This is a genomic window from Saccharothrix sp. CCNWYY140, assembly GCF_037401995.1.
Lineage (GTDB): Bacteria > Actinomycetota > Actinomycetes > Mycobacteriales > Pseudonocardiaceae > Actinosynnema.
The window spans coordinates 1-22,372 of sequence record NZ_JBBEGC010000120.1; the positions used below are offsets into that span (position 1 = coordinate 1).

A 22,372-nucleotide genomic window follows, 5' to 3' on the forward strand; every position below is an offset into this window, starting at 1 on the left:
GGTAGCCCTTCGGGCAGGCCATACGGGGATGACGGAAGAAGCCCAAGTTGGGAGGTCTGCTGCGCGAGCTTCGTGAAAAAGCACGCCCTTCGGGCGCTGGGGGCCGTGTTGGGTGGGTTAGGGGGTGGTTCGGTAGATGGCGTCGGCGACCTGCCAGTAGAGGCCCTTCGGATGGTCTCGGAAGAGGGGTTCGGTGCCGAAGAGGACTGCTGTGCCGCCTCGTTCTGAGCGGCCCGATATCACTGCTGGCATGCCTGCTGCCGCGTCCTGGCCGCCGGTGCCATCCTCGCGGGGGATCCAGTGGCCTGCTACCAAGCCTGTGTAGCGCTGTTCGGCTGTGACGTTCGGGCCCAAGTCGGTGAACCAGTGTGGTGCATAGACGAAGGAGTGGCCGGGGGTGCCTGTGGCGTCTGTGACTGTGACTACGCCGTTGGCGTCTTCCTTGCCTGCTACGGCCTTTGCCGTTAGGACGCGGGCGTCGGAGTTGAACCTTGCGCCGGTTGCGCCTCGGGTTACCAGGCCGCCCCGGGTGAGGAAAGCGTCCATCGACTGGCGTGCTGTGGGGTTGAGTAGGTCGTAGCGGAGGCCTGAGGACACGAACAGGACGTCTACGCGGGAGAGGTCGAAGCCGCCGTCCAGGACTGCGTTTGAGACCGGGCGTACGTCGAAACCCATGTCGCGCAGGGCCTTCAGCTCGTCCGACGCGACTGCTGCCGCGACTACGGGGCGATGTAGGACAGTGCCGCCGGGGGTGCCGGGGGTGAAGCGCACGCCGTAGCGGTCGGATACCTCGATTGCCTTGGCGCGGGCGCTAGCGGGGACCACGTAAGTGCCGTCGGGTTGTCTGCGGACCTGGATGCCTCTGGTCAGGAGGTCGTTGAGGGCGGCGGCGTCCTTGCCGTCTACCAGTCTTAGGGCCAAGTCCTGGCCGGGGGCGGCGTCGACTGAACCTGTTGGGGAGGCGGCGATTACGTCCCTTGCGGGCACATCTAGGCGGCCGGTGCGGACTACGTCTACCGATGCGCCCCACAGCAGGCGGTGGCTCCAGCCGGAGATGTCGTACATCACGGGCACGTCTTGGGACAGGTCGCGGCCTGCTTCCAGCATGACGTTGGCCAAGGCGCGTTTGGGCTGGTGCATGTCGACCACGTACGAGCCGGTCGGGTAGGACCTTCCGCCCAGCACGAACGGGCGGTCGGCGCGGGACACCCTGACGTCGTTGGCTACCAAGTGGTCCACCAGCCTTGCTGCGGCGGGGCCGGAGCGTTGGGAGGTGCCCACGGGGATGACGTAGGCGCGCGGGAACTCGGTGGTGTACCTGTCCTCCGGGCCGAAGCCGGGGACGTGGCCGTCGGGGATCGGGCGTTGTGGTTCGCCGGCGTCGCCCCTGCGGAACATCTCGATCTGGTTGTCCACCAACGCACTCCGATGCTGTCGCACGTAGGTCAAGACGGTGCGGACGGTCGCCTCGACCACGTCGGTGTTGATGCGGGACCGCCGGCGCAGCTCCTCCACCGGCAAGTTCGTGTAATCGGCTCGGTTGACCCGCATGGGCACCTCGATCGTGTAAGACACCGCGCCGTGGTACATCGAGTACTGCGCGGTGTAGATCGGGGCCCAGCCGTCCCAGACGCCGGGGTCGTAGTCGCGGAACGGGATCTCCGGCTTGGCCGTCTCCGGGTGACCCAGTGCCGCGACCGCCTGCTCCATGCGCAGACCACCCTCGTAGCCGTGCTGGATGTACAGGTCGAAGTCGTAGTTCTGGCCGTGTGGCGGGGTGGTGGGCTCGATGAGGGTGTTGGTCACGTACCCGTGCTCGTCGAGCATCATCAGCGGCTGGGTGCGTTGGACGATGGCGCGCATGGCGCGTGTCTCGGGCTGGGATGCCGTGACGAAGTCGCGGTTGAGGTCGAACCCGGCCGCGTTGGCGCGGGTTCCGGCTACGCGGCCGTCCGGGTTCGCGGTGAGGTTGACGTAGACCCTGCTGCGGCGCAGCAGGTCCAGCTTCGTCGGGTCGGACGTGGTGGCCAGGTCCTCGATCACGCGCAGGGCGCCGTCGGTGCCCTCCCACTCGTCGCCGTGGATGTTCGCGTTGACCCACACCGGGGCCTTGTAGGCGTTGCGCAGCAACGGGTCGCGGCGGGCGCCGACCGGGTCGTCCTCGATCCGGGACCGCCACGCCTCCTGCCGCCGGGTCTCGCTCGGGGTCTCGGGGGCGGTCAGGGTCACCAGGTACAGGTCGCGGCCGGCGGTGGACTGGCCGATCACCTCGACCGACACCCGGTCGCTGCGCCGCTGGAGGTCGTTCAGCCGGGGCGCGAGGGAGTGGTAGGTGGCCAGCCCGAGCTTGGCCGAACGGTCGGTCGTGTCCTCGGGGTAGACGCGCAGCAGGGTCCGGCGCGGGTAGCCCTGGGCGGCCTCGGGGCGGTTGTCGCCGCGGGTGGCGGTGCGCAGGGGTGGGTCGGTGGCGGCGACCTCGTTGCGTTCCGGGCCGTTGCCGGGGTTCTCGGCGCGTCCGGTGGCGGGCGCGGCCTGGGCCGGCACCGCGGCGGTCACCACCAACAGCAAGGCGAGCAGGGTCGACCGCATTCGTGCGCCCTCCGTTCACCGGACACCACATACTGTGACTAGTGGGTCCGCGGGGGCCTGGTCAACAGATCAGGGGCTCAACCCGACCCGAGGCACACGAACGGCCGCCGGAACGGGTCGGCGGAGACGGCTTCGGCCAGGGCCACGGCCGGGGAGCGGCCCGCCGCGAGGCCACGGTGGAAGTCCGCCATCGCCTCGGCGGAGGGCTGGTCGCCGACCTTGCTCGACGCGGCGATCACCGTGCGCGCGCCGCCGGCGAGCAGTGCGCCCGCGAAGCCCAGCGGCTCGTCGCCGGGGCGCACGCGGTTGAGCGCCAGTTCGCACGCGGCCAGCACGACCCGGTGCGGCGGGCGGCGGACCCGGCCCACCTCGTGCGCGAACAGCGCGCCGTCGACCAGTTCCAGGCGGGAGAACAACGCGTTCTCCGGCTCGTGCTCGCCGTGCGCGGCGATGTGCGCTACGCCGACACCGTCCAGCGCCTCCAGCACCGTGCTGACGCGGGCGTCGCGCACGCCCAGCAGCTTCGCGTCGACGTGGTAGCCCGCGAGCCGGTCGATCTCCGCCTGCGCCGCCTGCAACCCCGGTCCGCGCACCAGCAGCACGCCGGACGCCGACTCGCGTTCCCGCCGGGTGGTACCCAGCCACGACGTCGCCGAGGGCGCGGCCACCACGGGCCGGCCAGCGCACGTCGGCAGCACACCCCACGGCACCACGTGCAGGGCGCCGGTCGGCACGACCACCAGCTCCCGGTCGCCCAGCAGGCCCGCCAGCGGGCGCAGCAGCATCCGGTCCAGCTTCTCCGCCTCGCGCCGGGCGGACGCGCCGATCACCTCGCGCAGCGGCGGTTGCAGGTGGTCGGGGGCCAGCGCGTTGAGGTCGGCGTGCAGCCTGCGCGCGCCCTCCGTGGCCTCCGCCAGCGACCCGAGCCGCACCATCCGCACCCGGCCGCCGACCAGGGCGAGGGCGATCAGCTCGTCGCCCGAGGACGCGAAGCTCACCAGCGCGCGGCCGGCCAACCTCGCCATCACCTCGCCGGCCGTGGCCACCGGGCGCGGCGTGCCCCACGGGCTCGCGCTCCAGCCCAGGCGCATCGCTGCGCGCTGGCTGGCGGCCAGCCGGGCCTCCAGCGCGGCCGTCGGGGCGCCGTCCAGCCGGGCCAGCAGCAGCGAGCGGCTCAGCCGGCGCACGTCGGCTATCCGCTCGCCCAGCTCGGAGTCCACAGTGGACTCGACCGGGTCGTACCGGTACATCTGGGCGCGGGTGCGCTCCAGCCAGGTGAACAACCGCTTGGCGGTGGCCGACGAGTCGCCGCCCTCCAGCACCAGCCGCACGGCCAGCTCGCCCAGCTCCCGGCCGTGCAGGGCCGCGCCGGAGACCAGTTCCAGCCCGCCGAGCTTGTCCCGCAACTGGCCCAGCTCCGCCAGGCCCGCCTTCGCCTGCGCGAGCGCGACCCGCCGGTTCCCGCGGGCCAGCGCGATCTCCGCCCGGCACAGCCGCAGCACCATGCGGTGGTCGATCGGCTCGATCCGCCGCGACTTGGGCACGCTGCGCAGCAGCTGCTCGGCCCGCGCCGGGTCGCCCCGGCGGACCTCCAGGCGGGCGGCGAGGATCTGCGCGAACGCCGCCTGGTCGTACAGGCCGCGCGCGGCCAGCTCGGTGGCCAGCTCCATCGCGCGCCCGACGACCTCCTCCGACGGCCGGCGCGATTCGAGGGCCTTCGTGGCGTCCACCCGCAGGGCGATCAACGCGGCGACGGCCGCCCACCCGGGACTGCCCCGCCGGACCAGCCGGCGCTGCGCCGAGTTCGCCATCCGCTTGGCCAGGGTGAGGTCCCCGTCCAGCAGGGCGGCGGCGGCCCGGTACAGCTCGGCCTCGGCGACGTCCTGGCCGACCTTCTGCTTGCGCAGGTCCGGCAGGACCTCGTCCAGCAGCCGGCCCGCCTCGTCGGCGAGGCCGACGCTGATGAGGGCTTCGGACTGGTCGATCCGCAGGCGGAGGAGGAGACCGGGTTCGAGTTCCTGGAAGACCCGGTTGGCCTCGGCGTAGCGGCGCAGCGCGCCGGGCACGTCCCCGGCGCGGCGCAGCACGTTGCCCAGCGCGTGGGTGGAGATGCCGACCCGCAGCGGCAGGTCGTACTGCTTGGACAGCTCGACGACCCGGTCGAGGTCCCGGATCGCGGCGGCCGGCTGGTCGATCTCCCCGTAGGCCGTGCCCCGGTTGTGCAGCGTGTTGACCAGGAGCGGGACGATCGAGGTGTCACCGGCGGCCAGCCGGCCCTCGTGGTGGGCGACGTCGAGGTCGACGTAGGTGATGCCCTCCTCGATCCGGCCGACCCGGAACAGCAGCAGCGCGTGCGAGCCGTTGAGCATGCTGGTCAGCTCGGCGCGCAGCGGGCCGTCGGGGATGCCGGGCAGTTCGGCGCGGACCACGTCCAGCAGCCGGAGGCCGTCGTCCACGCTGCCGGTCTCGGCCAGGCAGAAGGACATGGTGAACAGGACCCGGGCGCGCGCTTCGAGGCGCTCCACGGGGTCCACGCCCGGCACGTCGAGCAGGTCCAACGCCCGCCGCAGGTGCCCCAGCGCCTTCACCGGTCGGGCGGCGAGACCCGCCGCCTTGCCCAGCAGTTGCTGTTCGCGTGCCCGCGCCACGGCTTCGACCGGGTCGCGGCCTCCTCGGGAACCCCGCGGTGCGGCGGGAGGCGGCGTGGCGGGCACGTTCATATGAGAGCACAACCGGCGATGCGACACTGCCCACCGGTTGGTTGCTTGTCGGCCGGCGGGCAGTGCGGCGATCCGGGCGTCCCGGTCACTTGGTCGTGATCGGCACCGAGTAGCTGGTGTACGGGCCGCCCTCGGGCCCGACGGGCTGGGGTTCCGGCTGCGGCTCGGGCTCCGGCTCGGCCGGGTCCGCGGCGGGCGCGTCGACCGGCTGGCTGTAGCTGGTGTACGGGCCGCCCTCGGGGTCGGAGCCGCCGCCGCCCTTGCGCTTGCCCTTGCCGGCCTTGGCCTTCTCGCCGCTCTTCGCCTTGTCGCCGGCCGGCTTGGTCTTCGCCGCGGCGGTGGCGGTGAGCGTCACGGCCTGCTCGTCGGCCAGTTCCGCACCCTCGACCTCGGCGACGCGCTTGCGGTTGGTTCCGGCGGTCATGGTGTTGTCCTCCCCTACAACGGGCCCCTGATCCGGGGTAAGTCCAGTGGGTTTTCGATCATTTCGGCGGCCCCCCGCCGACCGAACGGCTCAAGCCTGACACAGATGGACGCACCTGTGCGGTGGAAATTCACGCTGAGCAATCACATCCCATCGAGCGGGACGCCCTGACCAGCACAAAAGAAGTGTTTCGGTGGGTGTTACCACTCGAACGGGCGAACGTGTTGACACTGAGATGGGGTGTTCGGACCCGCAATAAGAGGACATTCGCGCCGACCCGCCACGTGGAATAGCCACGGTCGGCACCCCTCTCGTCACGGATCGCCACCTCGATTACTGCTTGCCCTAAGAGAACGGCGGACAGGCCCCCAGATACGCCCCCGGGCGTGCTGATGATCACGTTCACAGAACCGGCGCGTTCCGCAGACGCGCGAAGGCCCGGCCACCGCGGCGGCCGGGCCTTCGTGAGGACCTGCTACGAGCAGCGGGCGATGATCAGGTCGCGGACCTTCTTCGCGTCCGCCTGCCCCTTCGTCGCCTTCATGACCGCGCCGACGATGGCGCCCGCCGCCGCGACCTTGCCGTCGCGGATCTTCGCCGCCACGTCCGGCTGCGCCGCTAGGGCCTCGTCCACGGCCTTCTCCAGCGCCGAGTCGTCGGAGACCACCTTCAGCCCGCGGGCCTCGACGACCGCCTCCGGCTCACCCTCGCCGGCCAGCACGCCGGTGACGACCTCGCGGGCGAGCTTGTTGGTCAGCTCGCCGGAGTTCACCAGCGCCACCACCCGGGCGATCTGCGCGGGCGTGATGGCCAGGTCGCCCAGCTCGACACCGCGGGCGTTGGCCTCCTTGGTCAGGTAGGCCACCCACCACGAGCGGGCCTCGGCGGGCGTCGCGCCCGCGTCGACCGTCGCCGCCACCAGGTCCACCGCACCGGCGTTGTCCAGGTCGCGCAGCTCGGCGTCGGTCAGGCTCCACTCCTGCTGGATGCGCTTGCGGCGCTCCCACGGCAGCTCGGGCAGCGTGCCCCGCAGCTGTTCCACCCACTCGCGCGACGGCGCGATCGGGACCAGGTCGGGCTCCGGGAAGTACCGGTAGTCCTCGGCGGTCTCCTTGGTGCGCCCGGACGACGTCGAGCCGGTCGACTCGTCGAAGTGCCGGGTCTCCTGGGTGACCTTGCCGCCGTTGACCAGCACCGCGGCCTGCCGCGTCATCTCGAACCGCACGGCGCGCTCGACGCTGCGCAGCGAGTTGACGTTCTTGGTCTCGGTGCGGGTTCCGAACTCGGTGGCGTCCTTGGCCATCAGCGACACGTTCGCGTCGCAGCGCAGCGAACCCTGGTCCATGCGCACGTCGGAGACGTCCAGCGCCTTCAGCAGGTCCCGCAGCGCGGTGACGTACGCGCGGGCCACCTCGGGCGCCCGCTCGCCGGTGCCCGTGATCGGCTTGGTGACGATCTCGATCAGCGGCACGCCCGCCCGGTTGTAGTCCAGCAGCGAGTGCTCCGCGCCGTGGATGCGCCCGGTCGCGCCACCCACGTGCAGCGACTTGCCGGTGTCCTCCTCCATGTGCGCGCGCTCGATCTCCACGCGCACGACCTCGCCGTCGTCCAGCGTCACGTCGAGCCAGCCGTTGAAGGCGATCGGCTCGTCGTACTGCGAGGTCTGGAAGTTCTTCGGCATGTCCGGGTAGAAGTAGTTCTTCCGCGCGAACCGGCACCACTCGGCGATCTCGCAGTTGAGCGCGAGACCGATGCGGATGGCCGACTCGACGGCCTTGCCGTTGACCGCCGGCAGCGACCCGGGCAGGCCCAGGCACGTCGGGCAGACGTGCGTGTTGGGCTCGCCGCCGAACAGGTTGGCGCAGCCGCAGAACATCTTGGTGTTGGTGTGCAGCTCGACGTGCACCTCCAGGCCGAGCACCGGGTCGAAGCGCTCGATGACCTCGGCGTAGTCCATCAGTTCGTCCACCGACGTCATCACTCGCCGTCCTTCCGCATGCTGCGCACGGCCAGCGCCGCGCCGGTGATCGCCACCAGGATGCTCGCGACCGCGTTGGCCAGCGCGAGCTTGTCGTTCTTGCCCCGCGCGGACTTCAGCGTCGAGAACGCGCTGGTCGCCGCGCTCGCCGCGCCCAGCAGGGCGAACGCACCGCGTGCCTTCTTCACCGCGCCACCGCCAGTTCCGGGACGTCGAGGTAGACCGTGCCGCGCGCCGCCTCGTAGGCCGCCGCCACCCGGTACATCCGGTGGTCCTGCAACGCCGGGGCCATGATCTGGAGGCCCACCGGCAGGCCGTCCTCGTCGGACAGTCCACTCGGGACGGACATGGCGGGCGTCCCGGCGAGGTTCGCCGGGATGGTGCACAGGTCCGCCTTGTACATCGCCATCGGGTCGTTCGCGCGCTCGCCGATGCGGAACGCCGTGGTCGGCGTGGTCGGCGAGACCAGCACGTCCACGTTCGCGAACGCCTGCTCGAAGTCGCGGGTGATCAGCGTGCGGACCTTCTGCGCCGAGCCGTAGTAGGCGTCGTAGTAGCCCGACGACAGCGCGTAGGTGCCGATCATGATGCGCCGCTTGACCTCGGGGCCGAAACCGGCCTCGCGGGTCAGCGACATGACCTCCTCGGCGCTGCGCGTCGAGTCGTCGCCCACCCGCAGGCCGTAGCGCATGGCGTCGAACCGGGCCAGGTTCGAGGACGCCTCGCTGGGCGAGATCAGGTAGTAGGCGGGCAGCGCGTAGTCGAAGCTCGGGCAGGACACCTCGACGATCTCCGCGCCCAGCTGCTTGAGCTGCGCCACCGCGGCCTCGAAGGACCGCAGCACGCCCGGCTGGTAGCCGTCACCGCTGAACTGCGTGACCACGCCGACCTTCACCCCGGTCAGGTCGCCGTTCGCGCCCTCGCGGGCGGCGGCCACCACCGGCGGCACCGGGGCGTTGATCGAGGTGGAGTCCAGCGGGTCGTGGCCCGCGATGACCTCGTGCAGCAGGGCCGCGTCCAGCACCGTCCGGGCGCACGGACCGCCCTGGTCCAGCGAGCTGGAGAAGGCGACCAGGCCGTACCGGGACACGCCGCCGTAGGTCGGCTTCACGCCGACCGTGCCGGTGACCGCGCCGGGCTGGCGGATCGAGCCGCCGGTGTCGGTGCCGATCGCCAGCGGCGCCTGGAACGCCGCGAGGCTCGCCGACGAGCCGCCGCCCGAGCCGCCCGGGACGCGGTCCAGGTCCCACGGGTTGCGGGTCGGGCCGTAGGCGGAGTTCTCGGTGGAGGAACCCATCGCGAACTCGTCCATGTTGGTCTTGCCGAGGATGACGACACCGGCCTCGCGCAGGCGGCGGGTGACCGTGGCGTCGTACGGCGGGACCCAGCCCTCGAGGATCTTGGAGCCGCACGTGGTCGGCACGCCCTCGGTGGCGAAGACGTCCTTGAGCGCCAGCGGCACACCCGCGAGCGGGCTCACCGGCGCGTGGCCGGCGGCCAGGTCGTCGTCCACCTTCTTGGCGGCGGCCAGCGCGCCCTCGGTGTCGACGTGCAGGAACGCGTTCACCGAACCGTCGACGTCGGCGATCCGGTCCAGGTGCGCCTGCGCGACCTCGACGGCCGAGACCTCGCGGCTCGCGATCTTCGCCGCCAGCTCGGCGGCGGTGCTGCGGATCAGGCTCATGCTTCTTCCCCAAGGATGCGCGGCACGCGGAAGCGGCCGTCCTCGGCGGCGGGGGCGCCCGCGAGCGCCTGCTGCTGACCGAGGCTGGGACGCACCACGTCCTCGCGGAACACGTTGGTCAGCGGAACGGCGTGCGAAGTGGGCGGGATGTCCGCGGTGGCGATGTCGCCGACCGTGGCCACCGACTGGAGGATCACGTCCAACTGGCCGGCGAACAGGTCAAGCTCGTCGTCGGTGACGGCGAGCCTGGCCAGGCGGGCCAGGTGCGCGACCTCGTCGCGGGAGATGCTGGGCACCTCGTCAACCCCCGTGGGTCGGTTTCTCTCGGATTGGACCCGACGAGTCTATTGGCTGGTCAGGCCCGGCTCCGACCGGGTTACGGGAGGGGTGGTCGCGGGGGCGCGGGATTTTACCGCTGTGCAACGCGGCTGGTGGGTCGGAAAGCGAAGCTGCGTCTGCGAGAATCATCGGCCGGACAGTCGTCGAACACCAGCCCTTGGAGGCGTGCACCGTGTCCTTCCTGCTCCGGGTCCAGCTCCCGGACCGTCCCGGCACCCTGGGCGCGGTCGCCTCCGCGCTCGGCGAGATCGGGGCCGACATCCTCAGCGTGGACGTGGTGGAGCGCGGTTCCGGCGTCGCCATCGACGACCTGGTGGTGGAACTGCCGTCCGGCCGGCTGCCGGACACGCTCATCACCGCCGCGGAGTCCATCGAGGGCGTCGAGGTGGACGCGGTCCGACCGTACGCGGGCGTGCTGGACACCCACCGCGAGCTGGAGTTGGTCGAGGAGGTCGCCGAGGAGCCGGCCCGCGGCCTGGAGATCTTCACCGAGGGCGTCCCCAAGATCATCCGCGCGGGCTGGGCGGTCGTGCTCGGCTACGACGGCGCCGGCGTCCACCGCCTGACCGCGTCGGCGGCGGCCCCGGAAACCCGCATGCAGAACCCGCCGTGGATGCCGCTGGCCCGGGCGACGGTGCTGGACGGCGAGGAGACCTGGGTCCCCGAGACGTGGCGCGAACTGGGCACGGAGCTGGCGGCGACCCCGCTGGGCAAGCCTGACCGGGTGCTGCTGGTGGGGCGTCCGGGCGGCCCGATGTTCCGGGCGGCGGAGGTCGCGCGGCTGGCCCACCTGGCCGGGATCGTGGCCGTGGTGCTGCCGGACTAGCGGGTCGTGCTGTCGGGCTAGCGCCGGTGCTGGTCTGTTAGTGGTCGTGGTCGTGGTGGCGGGCTAGCGGACGGCGTGGGCCCTCAGCGTGCGCTGGGCGTAGGTGACCAGCTCGGCGTTGTCGCTGGTAGGGGTGCCGTCCGGGTTCAGGAGGGTGTCCTCCAGACCGATCCGCGTGTCGAGTTCGAGGCGGGCGGCGTGGCCCAGGACCGGCCAGGCGCTGTCGTCCTCGCCGTGCAGCAGGATCGGCGTGCGCAGGGGTTCGAGGATGGTCAGGAGCGCTTCGGCGTGCTCGATCGTCTCGCCGGGCTGGACCTCGGCCAGGATGCGCCGGGTGCCGTCGGGCACGCCTTCGGCGGCGAGGGTCCGGGCGGCTTCGGTGTGGAAGATGCCCAGCTCGATCCCGATACCCGCGTCCTGGAGGGCGCGGACCACCTCGCGCCAGCCGTCCTCGTGGACGTTCACCGAGGCGACGTCCGGACGTCCGGCGGCCAGCCCCGCCCAACCCCGGACCAGCTCCGCGCGGCGCACCGGGTCGGGCTGGATCCAGGCGGCGGTCGTGACACCCAACTCGGCCCGCGGGACGGCGGCCCGGACCACCGCCACCGAGGTCGCCACCTCGGGACCGGCGATGACCTCCAGGCCGATGACGTCACGCGGGTGCAGGTGGAAGTGCATGACACCCAGCTCGGCCAGCGCGGCGGCATCGGCGGCGAGCTGCTGCGGGGTGACCGGCAGCGCCGGGTGACTGCCGGGTTCGCGGGCACCGTTGAGGCAGACCTGGAGCACGCACCAAGCCTGTCACGCCCAGCCCACTCCGGCGAGCCACCCACCCAGACGGCCGCGCTCCCCCTGGTTCAGTCGTGTCAGGTCAACTCCAGGCTGAACCCGTAGGCGATCAGGTGCACCCCCGGCACCGGGTTCCAGTCCCGCTCGGGGAACCGCTGGAACCCGAGCCGCTGGTAGAGCCGGTGCGCGGTGGTCATGTGCTCACCGCTGCTCATCACCACCCGCGTGGCCCCAACCTCCCGAGCCCGCGCCACCACGGCCAACACCAACGCCTCACCGACCCCGCGCCCCCGCGCGTCCGGGTGGACGGCCAGCATCCGGAACTCCAGCTCGCCCTGCCTGCTGACCTCGGCGTACGGGGTGCCGGGGAGGGCGATGGTGACCGTGCCCAGCAGGGTGTCCTCGGTGTCGACGGCGACCAGCAACTCGGCGTCCCGAGCCCGAGCGCGCGTGTCGGCCAACTGGTCCGCGTACCCACCGGTCCGGCTCTCGATGTACTGGTCGGCGTGGTAGGCCGCCACCGTGATCGCACCGGCCGCGTCCCACTCGTCCTCCCGCGCGGGCCTCACCACCACATCGGCCATCTGCTTCCCCTCCCGCTCTGGTCGGTGTCCAGGCAACCCTGCGGGCGAGGTTCGATCAAGGCACGACCCCGAGCGATCCGCACATCTGCGGACCTGGACGGACCCGCCGACGACCCACAAACCCGCGCACCACCCGCGAACCCACGAACCCGCGCCCGATCCGCGAACCCGCGAACCCGCGCCCGATCCGCGAACCCGCGAACGATCCGCGAACCCGCGAACCCGCGAACCTGCGGACCCAGCGGCCGGCGGACCCAGCGGGCGGCGCACCCTCGCCGCGTTCGGCTAGGAAGCGCGCCGGCAGGCCGACCAGCGCCGACGAGGACGGCGGCGGTGCACAGGACGGCGCTGTCACAGAATGGCGCTATCGCCGAGGGTGTCGAGAGCTAGCATCCGGGGATGTTGAGTGGTGCGATCCAACTTCCCGATGGTGCCTGGATCCGGGGTCGGGGGTTGCGCAAGCCGGCGCCCGATGACGTGCCGGCGTTCGGGCTGTACCTGGGGACGTCCCGGCGGGAGATGCCCTGGCCGCACGAGTGGGTCGACTGGCCGGACTTTCGGTTGCCGCGGTCGCCGGAGCGGGCCGTCGAGCAGATTCGGGCGTTGCACGCGCGTGCGCTGGCCGGGGAGGACGTCGAGGTCGCGTGTGGGGGCGGGGTGGGGCGGACGGGGACGGTTGTTGCTTGTCTTGCCGTGTTGGCGGGGGTGCCGGCGGGGGAGGCGGTGGCGTGGACCCGCGCGCACTATCGGAAGCGGGCTGTGGAGACGCCGTGGCAGAAGCGGTGGGTGGCGCGGTTTCCCCATTGATGCCGCCCAATGTCCCCGTTGATGCCGAGAGGTCGTTGATGCTGGGGGTCGATGATGTTGGGGGGCGGCTGATGGCGAGGGGGTGAGGGCGGCGGGCTGGCCATCGGAGCCGGGGTGCCGCCGCTCCTTGTTTACCGGGACGCGCGAGGTGGCGAAAACGGGGGCGGAATGACGTCACTCCTTCGGGTGGTCCTGTTCCGCCTCCTCCACCGTGGCCACCTCGCGGGCGGCTTCCGGGCCTGCGGTCAGGAGGGTGCGGAAGCCGGCCTCGTCCAGGACCGGGACCTTGAGCTGCACCGCCTTGTCCGCCTTGGAGCCCGGGGACTCGCCCACCACCACGAACGCCGTCTTCTTCGACACCGAGCCCGCCGCCTTGCCACCCCGCGCCAGGATCGCCTCCTTGGCCTCGTCGCGTGAGAAGCCCTCCAGCGAACCCGTCACCACGATGGACAAGCCCTCCAGGTTGCGGGGGATGGACTCGTCGCGCTCCTCCGCCATCCGCACCCCGGACGCGGCCCACTTGCGCACGACCTCCTGCCGCCACGGTGTCTCCACCCACTCCCGGACGGCGGTCGCGATGGTGGGGCCGACACCCTCGGTCGCCGCCAGTTCCTCCTCCGACGCGGACTTGATGCGGTCGATCGAGCCGAATTCCTGGGCCAGGGCACGGGCGGCCGTGGGACCCACGTGCCGGATCGACAACGCCACCAGGACCCTCCACAGAGGACGGTCCTTGGCCGCCGAAAGGTTCTCCAGCAGCTTCACGGCGTTGGCGCTCAGCTCACCGGACATGGTGCGGAACAGCTCGATGGACGCGAGCGCGGTGGGTGTCAGCGAGAACAGGTCGCCCTCGTCGCCGTACACCTCCGAGTCGACCAGCGCCGCCGCGCCCTCGAAGCCCAGCACCTCGATGTCCAGCGCCGCCCGGGACGCCAGGTAGGCCAAGCGCTCCTTCAGCTGCGCCGGGCACGACTCGGCGTTCGGGCACCGGATGTCGACGTCGCCCTCCTTCATCGGCCGCAGCACCGTGCCGCACGACGGGCAGGACGCGGGCATCTCGAACTCGCGAGCGTCGGCCGGCCGGGCCTCGACCACCGGGCCCAGCACCTCGGGGATCACGTCCCCCGCCTTGCGGATCACGATCCGGTCGCCGATGAGGACGCCCTTGCGCTTGACCTCGCTGGCGTTGTGCAGCGTGGCGCGCGCCACCGTGGAACCGGCCACCTTCACCGGTTCCATCACCGCGAACGGTGTCACGCGACCTGTTCGCCCCACCTGCACCTTGATGTCCAACAAGGTGGTGGTGGCCTCCTCCGGCGGGTACTTGAACGCGATCGCCCAGCGCGGCGCGCGCGATGTCGAGCCCAGGCGGCGTTGCAACGCCACCTCGTCGACCTTCACCACCACGCCGTCGATCTCGTGCACCGCGTCGTGCCGGTGCGCGCCCCAGTACTCGACGTGGGCCTTCATCTCCTCGAACGACGTGAGCACGCGGGTGTGCGAGGACACCGGCAGGCCCCACGCCCGCAGCGCCTCGTACGCCTCGGACTGCCGGGTCAGCTCGAACCCCTCGCGCTTGCCCAGCCCGTGGCAGATCATCCGCAGCCGCCGGGACGCCGTCACCTTCGGGTCCTTCTGCCGCAACGACCCCGCGGCCGTGTTGCGCGGGTTCGCGAACGGTGTCTTCCCCGCCTCCACCAGTCGCGCGTTGAGCTCCAGGAAGTCCTCCACCGCGAAGAACACCTCGCCGCGCACCTCGACCAGCGCCGGCACCGGGTACTCGTCGGTCCCCGTCAGCACCTCGGGCACGTTCTCCAGCGTGCGCACGTTGAGCGTGACGTCCTCGCCCGTGCGCCCGTCGCCCCGGGTCAGCCCGCGCACCAGCCGCCCGTCCTCGTAGAGCAGGTTGATCGCCAGCCCGTCGATCTTCAGCTCGCACAGGTAGTGCGCGCCCGACCCGACCTCCTTCTCCACCCGCTCGCACCACGCCCGCAGCTCGTCGGCCGAGAACACGTTGTCCAGGCTGAGCATCCGCTCCAGGTGGTCGACCGCCCGGAACTCGGTGGAGAACGTGCCGCCGACCAGCTGGGTGGGCGAGTCCGGTGTGGCCAGACCGGGGTGCTGCGCCTCCAGCGCCTCCAGCTCGCGCAGCAACGCGTCGAACTCGCCGTCACTGATCGTGGGCGAGTCGAGGACGTAGTACCGGAACTGGTGGCCCCGGACCTCCTCCGCGAGGGCGGCATGGCGCTCCCGCGCGGGGGCGGGCACGTCCTCCACGCCCTGCGCGGCGCCGGTCTGGTCGAGCTGGTCGCTGGTCACGGGAGGATGTTAACCAGCGGGTACGACAATTTTCAGTCCGCCAGGGACCGGACGAGTTCGCGGAGTTCCAACAACCCGATCGTGGCCGCCGGTTCGGCGGTCGCGGTCTCGACGCGGCCCAGCCGTTCGCCGGCCAGCCGCTCACCCAGGGTCACGTCCAGGGACAGGAACGTCATGGTCCGCCGCTGCTCCTCCGACAGCGCCGCGAACTCCGGGTGGTACACAGCGACGTCCACCAGACCCTCGCCGACCTGCGCCACGACCCGCACGTCCGCCAGCGGCACCTTCCGGGCGCCCAGGTTGACCGTCACCTCGGTCGGGTCGGGCACGGGCGGCACCGAGTCGTGGAACTCCCAGATCATGTCGTCCGGCGGCGCGGCGGCCTTCCACGCGTCGGTGTAGGGGCGCAGCCGCGGGTCCTCCTGGCCGCTGACGACCAGCGAGTAGATCGCCTGCTGCCCCCGGTCGAGCGAGAAGTGCAGGTCGGGGTGGACGCCGGCGACCAGCTCGCACAGCTCGTTCTCCAGCCGGTGCGGCTCGCGCTCGCCCAAGGCCGCGTTGACCTCCGGCAGCAGCTCGAACCACTTCCGCCAGAACTCCTGAGCCGCTTCCTCCGGGTTGGGCAGGTGGCGGGGCGGCGGCGGTGGGTCGGTGCGTCGGCGGAACCAGCTCATGCACCCATTGAACTACGCCTCACGGCCACGGCGAGGAGTTCCGCCGCAGGTCCCACGAGCTTGCGCCCGGCCGGCCACACCGCCCGCAGCACGCGCCGCAGGTCCAGCCCTTCAACGGGCACCTCGACCAGCCGCCCGTCCGCAAGATCCAGAGCCACGGCGAGCACACTCAACACCGCTGGCGCCACACCGGCCACCACCGCGCCCCGCACGGCCGTCGTGGAACCCAACTGCAAAGCCGGCGGGCACGCGTCCGGTAGCGCCCGGTCGAGGGTGTCGCGGGTGCCTGAGCCGCGTTCGCGCACCACCAGCGGGGTCGCGGCCAGGTCGCGCACGGTGGGGCGGCGGCGGGTCCAGCGGTGACCGGGTGGGACGACCACGGCGAGCCTGTCCACGGCGACCTTGCGCGTGGACAGGCCCTCCAGCGGACCCGGCTGCTCGACGAACCCGAGGTCGACGGCCCCCTCGCGGACCAGGCGGCCGACCGTCTCCGAGTTGGTCACGCGCAGGCCCACGTGCAGCTCGGGACGGGTGCGGCGCAGCTCGCCGATCCATCCCGGCGCGAGGTGCTCGGCCACGGTCATGCTCGCCGCCACGCGCAGTTCGGCCTGCTGCGCCGACCGCAGCGCGCGAGCGCTCTCCGTCAGCCGGTCCAACTCGTCCAGCACGACCCGGGCGCGTTCGGTGACGACCACGCCCGCCGGGGTCAGCGCCGAGCCGCGGCGGCCCCGGTCGACCAGGGCCAGGCCCAGGACGCGTTCCAGCGTGGCCAGGCGCTTGCTCGCCGAGGGCTGCGCGATGCCCAGTTCCCGCGCCGCCCGGCCGAGGCTGCCCAGCTCCCCCACCAGCACCAACAGTCGCAGTGAGTCCAGGTCGGTCATAGCCCCAGGGTATGACCCCATCACGAGTTGCCGCCTACCGCGACCCGGCGAGCGCGCCCAGGCTGGGGAGCGTGCTGATCTGCGCGTTGGTGCTGGGGGTCGTCCTGGGTGGACGCCTGCCGCCGCTCGCCGCCGTGACCCGGCGGCTGCTGCGAGCCGGTGTCGTCCTCCTGGGCTTGCAGTTGTCGCTGCCGCAACTGGTCGAACTGGGGCCGGGAGTCCTGCTGGCCGCCGTCCTCACGGTGACGGTGACCTTCACGGGCACGCTGTGGCTGGGCAAACGCTTGCGCGTGGCCCGGGAACTGACCGTCCTGATGGCGAGCGGGTTCTCCATCTGCGGCGCCTCGGCGATCGCGGCCGTGGCGGCGGACAAGGACGAGGACCACGTGGCCACCAGCGTCGCCCTGGTGACGCTGTTCGGGACGCTGACCATGATCGCCCTGCCGCTGCTGGACGCGTCCCCGGAGTGGATCGGGTTGAGCGTGCACGAGGTGGCGCAGGTCGCGGTGGCCGCGCCGGCGGCCGGGGCGGCGACGGCGATGGCGGTGAAGCTGAGCCGGGTGGCGCTGCTCGCCCCGGTCGCCGCGCTGGTCGGGCGGCGGCGGGACACCCCGCTCATCCCGTTGTTCCTGGTGGGCTTCCTGGCGATGGTGGCGGTCCGGTCGACCGGACTTGTGCCCGACGACGTGCTGAGCGTGACCAAGACCGCCACGACCGTGCTGTTCGCCGCCGCCATGTTCGGGCTGGGTACGGCGGTCCGGCCGCGGCGACTGCTCGCGACCGGACCGCGGGCCATGCTGCTCGGGTTGTTGGCGACGCTCCTGGTGTGCTCGGTGGGTTACCTGTCGCTGCGGGTCGTGTGAGCCTTCAGCAGGTCTGCGTTAAGGCGCGCGATCGTGGTCAACGGGATGCCTTTAGGGCACACCGAAGTGCACTCTCCGGTGTTGGTGCAGCCGCCGAAGCCGAGGGCGTCGTGCTCGGCGACCATGTTCCGCGCCCGCTGGTACCGCTCGGGTTGACCCTGGGGCAGGACACCCAGGTGGGTGGCCTTCGCGGCGGTGAACAGCATCGCCGACCCGTTCGGGCACGCCGCCACGCACGCGCCGCACCCGATGCACGCCGCCGCCTCGAACGCCGTGTCCGCGTCCGGCTTGGGCACGGGCAGGGCGTGCGCGTCGGGCGCGCTGCCCGTGGGCACGCTGACGTACCCGCCGGCGGCGATGATCCGGTCGAACGCCGACCGGTCCACCACCAGGTCCCGCACCACCGGGAACGGGTCCGCGCGCCACGGTTCCACCGTGAGCACATCGCCGTCCTTGAAGTGCCTCAGGTGCAGTTGGCACGCCGTGGTCGCCTTCTGCGGCCCATGTGCCACACCGTTGATCATCACGCCACACATGCCGCAAATGCCTTCACGGCAGTCGTGGTCGAACGCCACCGGTTCCTCACCGGCGAGGATGAGCTTCTCGTTGAGGACGTCCAACGCCTCCAAGAACGACATGTCCGGTGACAGGTCGTCCATGACGTACTCCACGAGCCGTCCCGACGAGCCGTGCTGCCGCCAGATCCGCAAGGTCAGTTTCACGCGTAGCTCCGGGTCGTCGGCTGGACGTGCTCGAACACCAGCTCTTCCTTGTGCAGCACGGGTTTGTCACCGGTGAACTCCCACGCGGCCACGTAGGAGAAGCGGGCGTCGTCGCGCAACGCCTCGCCGTCCGGGGTCTGGCTCTCGGTGCGGAAGTGGCCGCCGCAGGACTCCTCGCGGTGCAGCGCGTCCACGCACATCAGCTCGGCCAGCTCGAAGAAGTCCGCCACCCGGCCCGCCTTCTCCAACTGCTGGTTCAGCTCCGCGCCCGTCCCCGGCACCTTCACCCGCCGCCAGAACTCCTCGCGCAGCTCGGGGATGCGGTCCAGCGCCTTGCGCAGCCCGGCTTCGCTGCGCTCCATGCCGCACTCGTCCCACATCAGCCGGCCCAGTTCGCGGTGGAACGACTCCGCGGTCCGGTCCCCGTCCACCGCCAGCAGCGTCTTGATCCGGCCGCGCACCTCGGACACCGTGTCGGCGACAGCGGGGTGATCAGCGGAAACCGGCTTGAAGGGCGCGTCGGCCAGGTAGTCGCCGATCACGCCGGGCAGCACGAAGTAGCCGTCCGCGAGGCCCTGCATCAACGCGCTCGCGCCCAGCCGGTTCGCCCCGTGGTCGGAGAAGTTCGCCTCGCCGATCACGTACAGGCCGGGGATGGTCGAGCGGAGGTCGTAGTCCACCCACAATCCACCCATCGTGTAGTGGACAGCCGGGTAGATGCGCATCGGGACCTTGTACGGGTCGTCGCCCGTGATGCGCTGGTACATCTCGAAGAGGTTCCCGTAGCGCTCTTCCACCGCAAGGGGACCGAGGCGCTTCAAGGCGTCCGCGAAGTCCAAGTAGACACCGCGCTTCTCGTCGGAGATGTTCTTCGCCGCCCGGGACGCGATGTCGCGCGGCACCAGGTTGCCGAAGCTCGGGTACATGCGTTCGAGGAAGTAGTCCCGCTCCTCCTCGGGGATGTCGTTCGGCTTCCGTGCGTCCTGCGGGTCCTTCGGCACCCACACGCGTCCGTCGTTGCGCAGGGACTCACTCATCAGGGTGAGCTTCGACTGGTGGTCGCCGCTGATCGGGATGCACGTGGGGTGGATCTGGGTGAAGCACGGGTTGGCGAACAACGCGCCCCGGCGGTGTGCCCGCCAGATCGCCGTGGTGTTGCAGCCCTTGGCGTTGGTGGACAGGTGGAACACGTTGCCGTAGCCGCCGGTGGCCAGCACGACGGCGTCGGCGAGGTGCGTGGAGACCTCCCCGGTGACCAGGTCGCGCACGACGATCCCGCGCGCACGACCGTCCACCACGACCAGGTCCAGCATCTCGTGGCGGGTGTGCATCTCGACCCGACCGGCGTTGACCTGGCGTTCCAGCGCTTGGTAGGCGCCCAGGAGGAGTTGCTGCCCGGTCTGCCCTCGGGCGTAAAAGGTGCGGGAAACCTGCGCCCCGCCGAAAGACCTGGTGTCCAGCAGACCGCCGTACTCGCGCGCGAACGGCACGCCCTGCGCCACGCACTGGTCGATGATCTCCACGGAGATCTGCGCCAGCCGGTGCACGTTCGACTCGCGGGAGCGGAAGTCGCCGCCCTTGACGGTGTCGTAGAACAAGCGGTGCACGGAGTCGCCGTCGTTGCGGTAGTTCTTGGCCGCGTTGATGCCACCCTGCGCGGCGATGCTGTGCGCACGGCGCGGGCTGTCCTGGTAGCAGAAGGACTTCACGTGGTAGCCCAGCTCGCCCAGGGTCGCGGCGGCGGAGCCCCCGGCCAGGCCGGTGCCCACGACGATGACCGTGCGGTTGCGGCGGTTGGCCGGGTTGACCAGGCGCGCGGAGAAGCGGCGGCGGTCCCAGCGGGTCTCGATCGGTCCGTCCGGGGCGCGGTGGTCGGCGATCGGCGGGCCTTCGGTGTAGAAGCTCATGGTCAGCTCACCAATCCGGTGAAGACGGCGAAGGGAACGGAGAGGAAGCCGGCGCAGATCACGACGGCCACGGCGAGCCCGATGACCCGCGAGGTGACCACACCCAGCGTGCGCGTCGCACTCCACACGCCGTGGCGCAGGTGGAACCCGAGCGCGAGCACCGCGACCGTGTAGGCCAGCACCACGTACCAGTGCTGGAAGTCCGCGACGACGTTCGCGTGGATCTCACCGTGCACGCCGTGCGGGTTCAGCACGCCGACGGTCAGGTCGAGCAGGTGGTAGACCACGAACAACCCGATGATCACGCCACCCCACCGCATGGTGCGAGCGGCGTAGGACCCCTGCACGGGCCGGCGGTACTCGTAACGGCCACGGGCCTTGCGGGCCTTCACGGTCAGTTGGTAGGCCGCGACGAAGTGCAACGCCACCGCGATGAGCAGCGCAAACCTCGTCGGCCACACGATGTTGACGTCCCGGAGGAACTTCCCATAGGTGTCGAGGGCACCCGGCCCGGTGAAGATCAACAGGTTGCCGAGCATGTGCACGACGACGTAGAGGAACAACACCGCGCCGGTGACCGCCATAACGGCCTTCTTGCCGATCGTGCTGCGGTAGAGCCGGATCGTGTCCACGCCGAGGACGTTAGGAACCGGCGTGACGAGTCGTCCAATACATCGTGAGCTGGCAGAGGATAGCCTGGGGCTATGACGCTCCAGCAGCTCGTGTACTTCCTGGCAGTGGCCCGGACACGCCACTTCACACGAGCCGCCGAGGAGGTGCGTGTGGCGCAGCCCTCACTGTCTAAGCAGATCCACGCGCTGGAGAAGGAACTGGGCGCGGAACTGTTCAGCCGGGCAAGGGGCAACATCACCCTGACCCCGGCCGGCGAGGCCCTGCTACCGGTGGCCAGCCGCATCCTGTCCGATGTGGACACTGCCCGGTTGGAGGTCGCCGAGCTGGTCGGATTGCGGCGCGGCCGGGTACGGGTGGGCGCGACGCCGAGCCTGTGCGGCAGCATCTTCGCCGACGTCATCAAGCGGTACCACGACGCTTACCCGGGCATCCACGTGTCCGTGACCGAGGGCGGGTCGAGGGATCTTGTGCAGGCGTTGGAGGCCGGTTCACTGGACTTGGCGCTGGTCATCGTGTCACCGGTGGATGCGGATCGGGCGTTGACGGTGGACCCGGTGCTGCGGGAGGAGTTGGTGGTCGCCTCCGCCGAGCCGCTGGGGGTCGAGCGGATGTCGTTGCTGGATTTGAGGAACCACCCGCTGGTGATGTTCCGGCCGGGGTATGACCTGCGGGAGACCACGTTGGCGGCTTGCCGGGGTGCTGGTTTCGAGCCGACGTTCGCGGTGGAGGGCGGCGAGATGGACGCGGTGCTGCGTTTCGTGGAGGTGGGTTTGGGCGTGGCCATCGTGCCCAGCACGGTTCTGGCCACCCGTTCGCTGCACGCCACCCCTTTGACGCCTGGCACATCACGGACGGTCGGCTTGGCGCACAGGACTGATGTCGCGCCGACTTCGGCTGCGAGGGCGTTCCGGAACGTACTGCTGAGCTACCTGAGAGGGGCGGAAATGCCTGCTGGGGTGCACCTGGTCGACCGGTAGGGTCCGAGGATGATCATCCGCCGGGAGACCGTGTCCGATGTCGAGCCGATCGCGGGGGTGACGGAAGCTGCCTTCGCCGAGCGTCCGGGCGGCGAGGTGTGGCTGGTCGGGGCGCTGCGGGAGGACGCGGGGTGGATTCCTGAGCTGTCGCTGGTGGCGGAGCTTGGGGGTGAGGTTGTTGGCCATGTCGTGTGCACCAGGGGGCGCGTCGACGCCGTGCCGGCATTGGGGCTTGGGCCGTTGAGTGTGCGGCCCGATGTGCAGGGGCGTGGGGTGGGGAAGGCTTTGATGCACGCCGTGTTGGGCGCGGCGGAGGCCTTGGGTGAGCCGTTGGTGGCGTTGCTTGGCGATCCGGCTTATTACTCCCGGTTTGGGTTCCGGGTTGCCGAGGAGGTGGGGATCGGGGCGCCGCAGGCGGAGTGGGGGCAGTACTTCCAGGTGCGCACGCTCCACAGCTACACGCCCGAACTACGCGGTACCTTCCACTACGCCGAGCCCTTCAACCGCCTCTAGACCGGCACCCCGCGCACCTTTCGCGCCCGCAGGGCGCCCGAAGTAGCTAGCGCAGCAGACCTCTCTCTGGGCTTCTTCCGTCATCCCCGTATGGCCTGCCCGAAGGGCTACCACAGATTTCCCCGGGTGCAGCCGAAAGTTTT

General features: G+C 71.1%; 20 protein-coding genes. 5 read left to right on the top strand and 15 right to left on the bottom strand.

Features of this window, described 5'->3' with window-relative positions; all coding sequences use genetic code 11:
- Positions 1–117: 117 nt before the first annotated feature.
- The 7 genes from WBN91_RS32430 to gatC form a co-directional block, all read right to left on the bottom strand.
- Positions 118–2,589, bottom strand: a complete 2,472-nt coding sequence (locus WBN91_RS32430) for a M14 family zinc carboxypeptidase (RefSeq protein WP_337728070.1) — start codon at positions 2,587–2,589, stop codon at positions 118–120.
- A 77-nt stretch (positions 2,590–2,666) separates the two neighbouring features.
- Positions 2,667–5,237 (bottom strand): CHAT domain-containing protein, encoded by a 2,571-nt coding sequence (locus tag WBN91_RS32435; RefSeq protein ID WP_337728071.1) that lies wholly within the window; start codon positions 5,235–5,237, stop codon positions 2,667–2,669.
- 157 nt (positions 5,238–5,394) lie between these two features.
- The gene (locus tag WBN91_RS32440) at positions 5,395–5,733 is read right to left on the bottom strand and encodes a hypothetical protein (protein ID WP_337728072.1); all 339 of its coding nucleotides are present in this window, start codon (positions 5,731–5,733) and stop codon (positions 5,395–5,397) included.
- Between the two features lie 475 nt (positions 5,734–6,208).
- Positions 6,209–7,711 carry an Asp-tRNA(Asn)/Glu-tRNA(Gln) amidotransferase subunit GatB gene (gene gatB / locus WBN91_RS32445; protein ID WP_337728073.1) on the bottom strand — a complete coding sequence of 501 codons (1,503 nt, stop codon included), beginning with the start codon at positions 7,709–7,711 and terminating at the stop codon, positions 6,209–6,211.
- Positions 7,711–7,899: a hypothetical protein gene (locus WBN91_RS32450; RefSeq protein WP_337728074.1), complete on the bottom strand. Its 189-nt coding sequence runs from the start codon at positions 7,897–7,899 to the stop codon at positions 7,711–7,713. Before WBN91_RS32450 ends, gatB begins: the two co-directional genes overlap by 1 nt.
- Complete coding sequence (gene gatA, locus WBN91_RS32455; RefSeq protein ID WP_337728075.1) at positions 7,896–9,395, bottom strand: Asp-tRNA(Asn)/Glu-tRNA(Gln) amidotransferase subunit GatA; 1,500 nt, start codon at positions 9,393–9,395, stop codon at positions 7,896–7,898. The genes WBN91_RS32450 and gatA overlap by 4 nt, the downstream gene beginning before the upstream one ends.
- Positions 9,392–9,691, bottom strand: a complete 300-nt coding sequence (gatC, locus tag WBN91_RS32460) for an Asp-tRNA(Asn)/Glu-tRNA(Gln) amidotransferase subunit GatC (RefSeq protein WP_015104569.1) — start codon at positions 9,689–9,691, stop codon at positions 9,392–9,394. The genes gatA and gatC overlap by 4 nt, the downstream gene beginning before the upstream one ends.
- A 215-nt stretch (positions 9,692–9,906) precedes the next feature.
- Here gatC and WBN91_RS32465 point away from each other — a divergent pair, with 215 nt between their 5' ends.
- The gene (locus WBN91_RS32465) at positions 9,907–10,560 is read left to right on the top strand and encodes an ACT domain-containing protein (protein ID WP_337728076.1); all 654 of its coding nucleotides are present in this window, start codon (positions 9,907–9,909) and stop codon (positions 10,558–10,560) included.
- A 63-nt stretch (positions 10,561–10,623) separates the two neighbouring features.
- On the opposite strand, the gene WBN91_RS32470 is transcribed toward WBN91_RS32465, so the two are convergent.
- On the bottom strand, positions 10,624–11,349 hold the full coding sequence (locus WBN91_RS32470; RefSeq protein WP_337728077.1) for a 3-keto-5-aminohexanoate cleavage protein: 726 nt from the start codon (positions 11,347–11,349) through the stop codon (positions 10,624–10,626).
- A 77-nt stretch (positions 11,350–11,426) separates the two neighbouring features.
- Positions 11,427–11,933 (bottom strand): GNAT family N-acetyltransferase, encoded by a 507-nt coding sequence (locus tag WBN91_RS32475; RefSeq protein WP_337728078.1) that lies wholly within the window; start codon positions 11,931–11,933, stop codon positions 11,427–11,429.
- A 399-nt stretch (positions 11,934–12,332) separates the two neighbouring features.
- Between WBN91_RS32475 and WBN91_RS32480 the strand changes: the two genes are divergently transcribed.
- Complete coding sequence (locus tag WBN91_RS32480; RefSeq protein WP_337728079.1) at positions 12,333–12,740, top strand: protein-tyrosine phosphatase family protein; 408 nt, start codon at positions 12,333–12,335, stop codon at positions 12,738–12,740.
- A 174-nt stretch (positions 12,741–12,914) separates the two neighbouring features.
- On the opposite strand, the gene ligA is transcribed toward WBN91_RS32480, so the two are convergent.
- Genes ligA through WBN91_RS32495 form a run of 3 tightly spaced genes read right to left on the bottom strand, consistent with a single transcriptional unit; the run spans position 12,915 to position 16,614 of the window.
- A complete protein-coding gene (gene ligA, locus WBN91_RS32485; RefSeq protein ID WP_337728080.1) occupies positions 12,915–15,059 on the bottom strand; it encodes an NAD-dependent DNA ligase LigA in 2,145 nt (714 codons plus the stop codon).
- Between the two features lie 32 nt (positions 15,060–15,091).
- Positions 15,092–15,733: a hypothetical protein gene (locus tag WBN91_RS32490; protein WP_337728081.1), complete on the bottom strand. Its 642-nt coding sequence runs from the start codon at positions 15,731–15,733 to the stop codon at positions 15,092–15,094.
- On the bottom strand, positions 15,730–16,614 hold the full coding sequence (locus WBN91_RS32495; protein WP_337728082.1) for a LysR family transcriptional regulator: 885 nt from the start codon (positions 16,612–16,614) through the stop codon (positions 15,730–15,732). Before WBN91_RS32495 ends, WBN91_RS32490 begins: the two co-directional genes overlap by 4 nt.
- Positions 16,615–16,625: 11 nt before the next feature.
- Here WBN91_RS32495 and WBN91_RS32500 point away from each other — a divergent pair, with 11 nt between their 5' ends.
- On the top strand, positions 16,626–17,477 hold the full coding sequence (locus tag WBN91_RS32500; RefSeq protein WP_337728083.1) for a YeiH family protein: 852 nt from the start codon (positions 16,626–16,628) through the stop codon (positions 17,475–17,477).
- On the opposite strand, the gene WBN91_RS32505 is transcribed toward WBN91_RS32500, so the two are convergent.
- Genes WBN91_RS32505 through WBN91_RS32515 form a run of 3 tightly spaced genes read right to left on the bottom strand, consistent with a single transcriptional unit; the run spans position 17,453 to position 20,738 of the window.
- Positions 17,453–18,199 (bottom strand): succinate dehydrogenase/fumarate reductase iron-sulfur subunit, encoded by a 747-nt coding sequence (locus tag WBN91_RS32505; RefSeq protein WP_309117493.1) that lies wholly within the window; start codon positions 18,197–18,199, stop codon positions 17,453–17,455. The genes WBN91_RS32500 and WBN91_RS32505 overlap by 25 nt on opposite strands.
- The gene (locus tag WBN91_RS32510) at positions 18,196–20,106 is read right to left on the bottom strand and encodes a fumarate reductase/succinate dehydrogenase flavoprotein subunit (protein WP_337728084.1); all 1,911 of its coding nucleotides are present in this window, start codon (positions 20,104–20,106) and stop codon (positions 18,196–18,198) included. Before WBN91_RS32510 ends, WBN91_RS32505 begins: the two co-directional genes overlap by 4 nt.
- 2 nt (positions 20,107–20,108) lie before the next feature.
- Positions 20,109–20,738, bottom strand: coding sequence for a succinate dehydrogenase cytochrome b subunit (locus WBN91_RS32515; RefSeq protein WP_337728085.1), 630 nt, complete (start codon positions 20,736–20,738; stop codon positions 20,109–20,111).
- Positions 20,739–20,810: 72 nt separating this feature from the next.
- On the opposite strand from WBN91_RS32515, the gene WBN91_RS32520 reads away from it, so the two are divergent.
- Together WBN91_RS32520 and WBN91_RS32525 are read left to right on the top strand one after the other, a co-directional pair.
- The gene (locus WBN91_RS32520) at positions 20,811–21,716 is read left to right on the top strand and encodes a LysR family transcriptional regulator (protein WP_337728086.1); all 906 of its coding nucleotides are present in this window, start codon (positions 20,811–20,813) and stop codon (positions 21,714–21,716) included.
- Positions 21,717–21,725: 9 nt separating this feature from the next.
- Entirely contained in the window at positions 21,726–22,229 is a 504-nt protein-coding gene (locus WBN91_RS32525) for a GNAT family N-acetyltransferase (protein ID WP_337728087.1), read from the top strand.
- The last annotated feature ends 143 nt before the right edge of the window (positions 22,230–22,372 follow it).

What these genes read in the sequence shown, in the direction of transcription:
- WBN91_RS32430 (WP_337728070.1), bottom strand. Translation starts at nt 2,589, where the DNA reads ATGCGGTCGACCCTGCTCGCCTTGCTGTTGGTGGTGACCGCCGCGGTG.
- WBN91_RS32440 (WP_337728072.1), bottom strand. Translation starts at nt 5,733, where the DNA reads ATGACCGCCGGAACCAACCGCAAGCGCGTCGCCGAGGTCGAGGGTGCG.
- gatB (WP_337728073.1), bottom strand. Translation starts at nt 7,711, where the DNA reads ATGACGTCGGTGGACGAACTGATGGACTACGCCGAGGTCATCGAGCGC.
- gatA (WP_337728075.1), bottom strand. Translation starts at nt 9,395, where the DNA reads ATGAGCCTGATCCGCAGCACCGCCGCCGAGCTGGCGGCGAAGATCGCG.
- WBN91_RS32475 (WP_337728078.1), bottom strand. Translation starts at nt 11,933, where the DNA reads ATGGCCGATGTGGTGGTGAGGCCCGCGCGGGAGGACGAGTGGGACGCG.
- WBN91_RS32480 (WP_337728079.1), top strand. Translation starts at nt 12,333, where the DNA reads ATGTTGAGTGGTGCGATCCAACTTCCCGATGGTGCCTGGATCCGGGGT.
- WBN91_RS32490 (WP_337728081.1), bottom strand. Translation starts at nt 15,733, where the DNA reads ATGAGCTGGTTCCGCCGACGCACCGACCCACCGCCGCCGCCCCGCCAC.
- WBN91_RS32495 (WP_337728082.1), bottom strand. Translation starts at nt 16,614, where the DNA reads ATGACCGACCTGGACTCACTGCGACTGTTGGTGCTGGTGGGGGAGCTG.
- WBN91_RS32500 (WP_337728083.1), top strand. Translation starts at nt 16,626, where the DNA reads ATGACCCCATCACGAGTTGCCGCCTACCGCGACCCGGCGAGCGCGCCC.
- WBN91_RS32510 (WP_337728084.1), bottom strand. Translation starts at nt 20,106, where the DNA reads ATGAGCTTCTACACCGAAGGCCCGCCGATCGCCGACCACCGCGCCCCG.
- WBN91_RS32520 (WP_337728086.1), top strand. Translation starts at nt 20,811, where the DNA reads ATGACGCTCCAGCAGCTCGTGTACTTCCTGGCAGTGGCCCGGACACGC.
- WBN91_RS32525 (WP_337728087.1), top strand. Translation starts at nt 21,726, where the DNA reads ATGATCATCCGCCGGGAGACCGTGTCCGATGTCGAGCCGATCGCGGGG.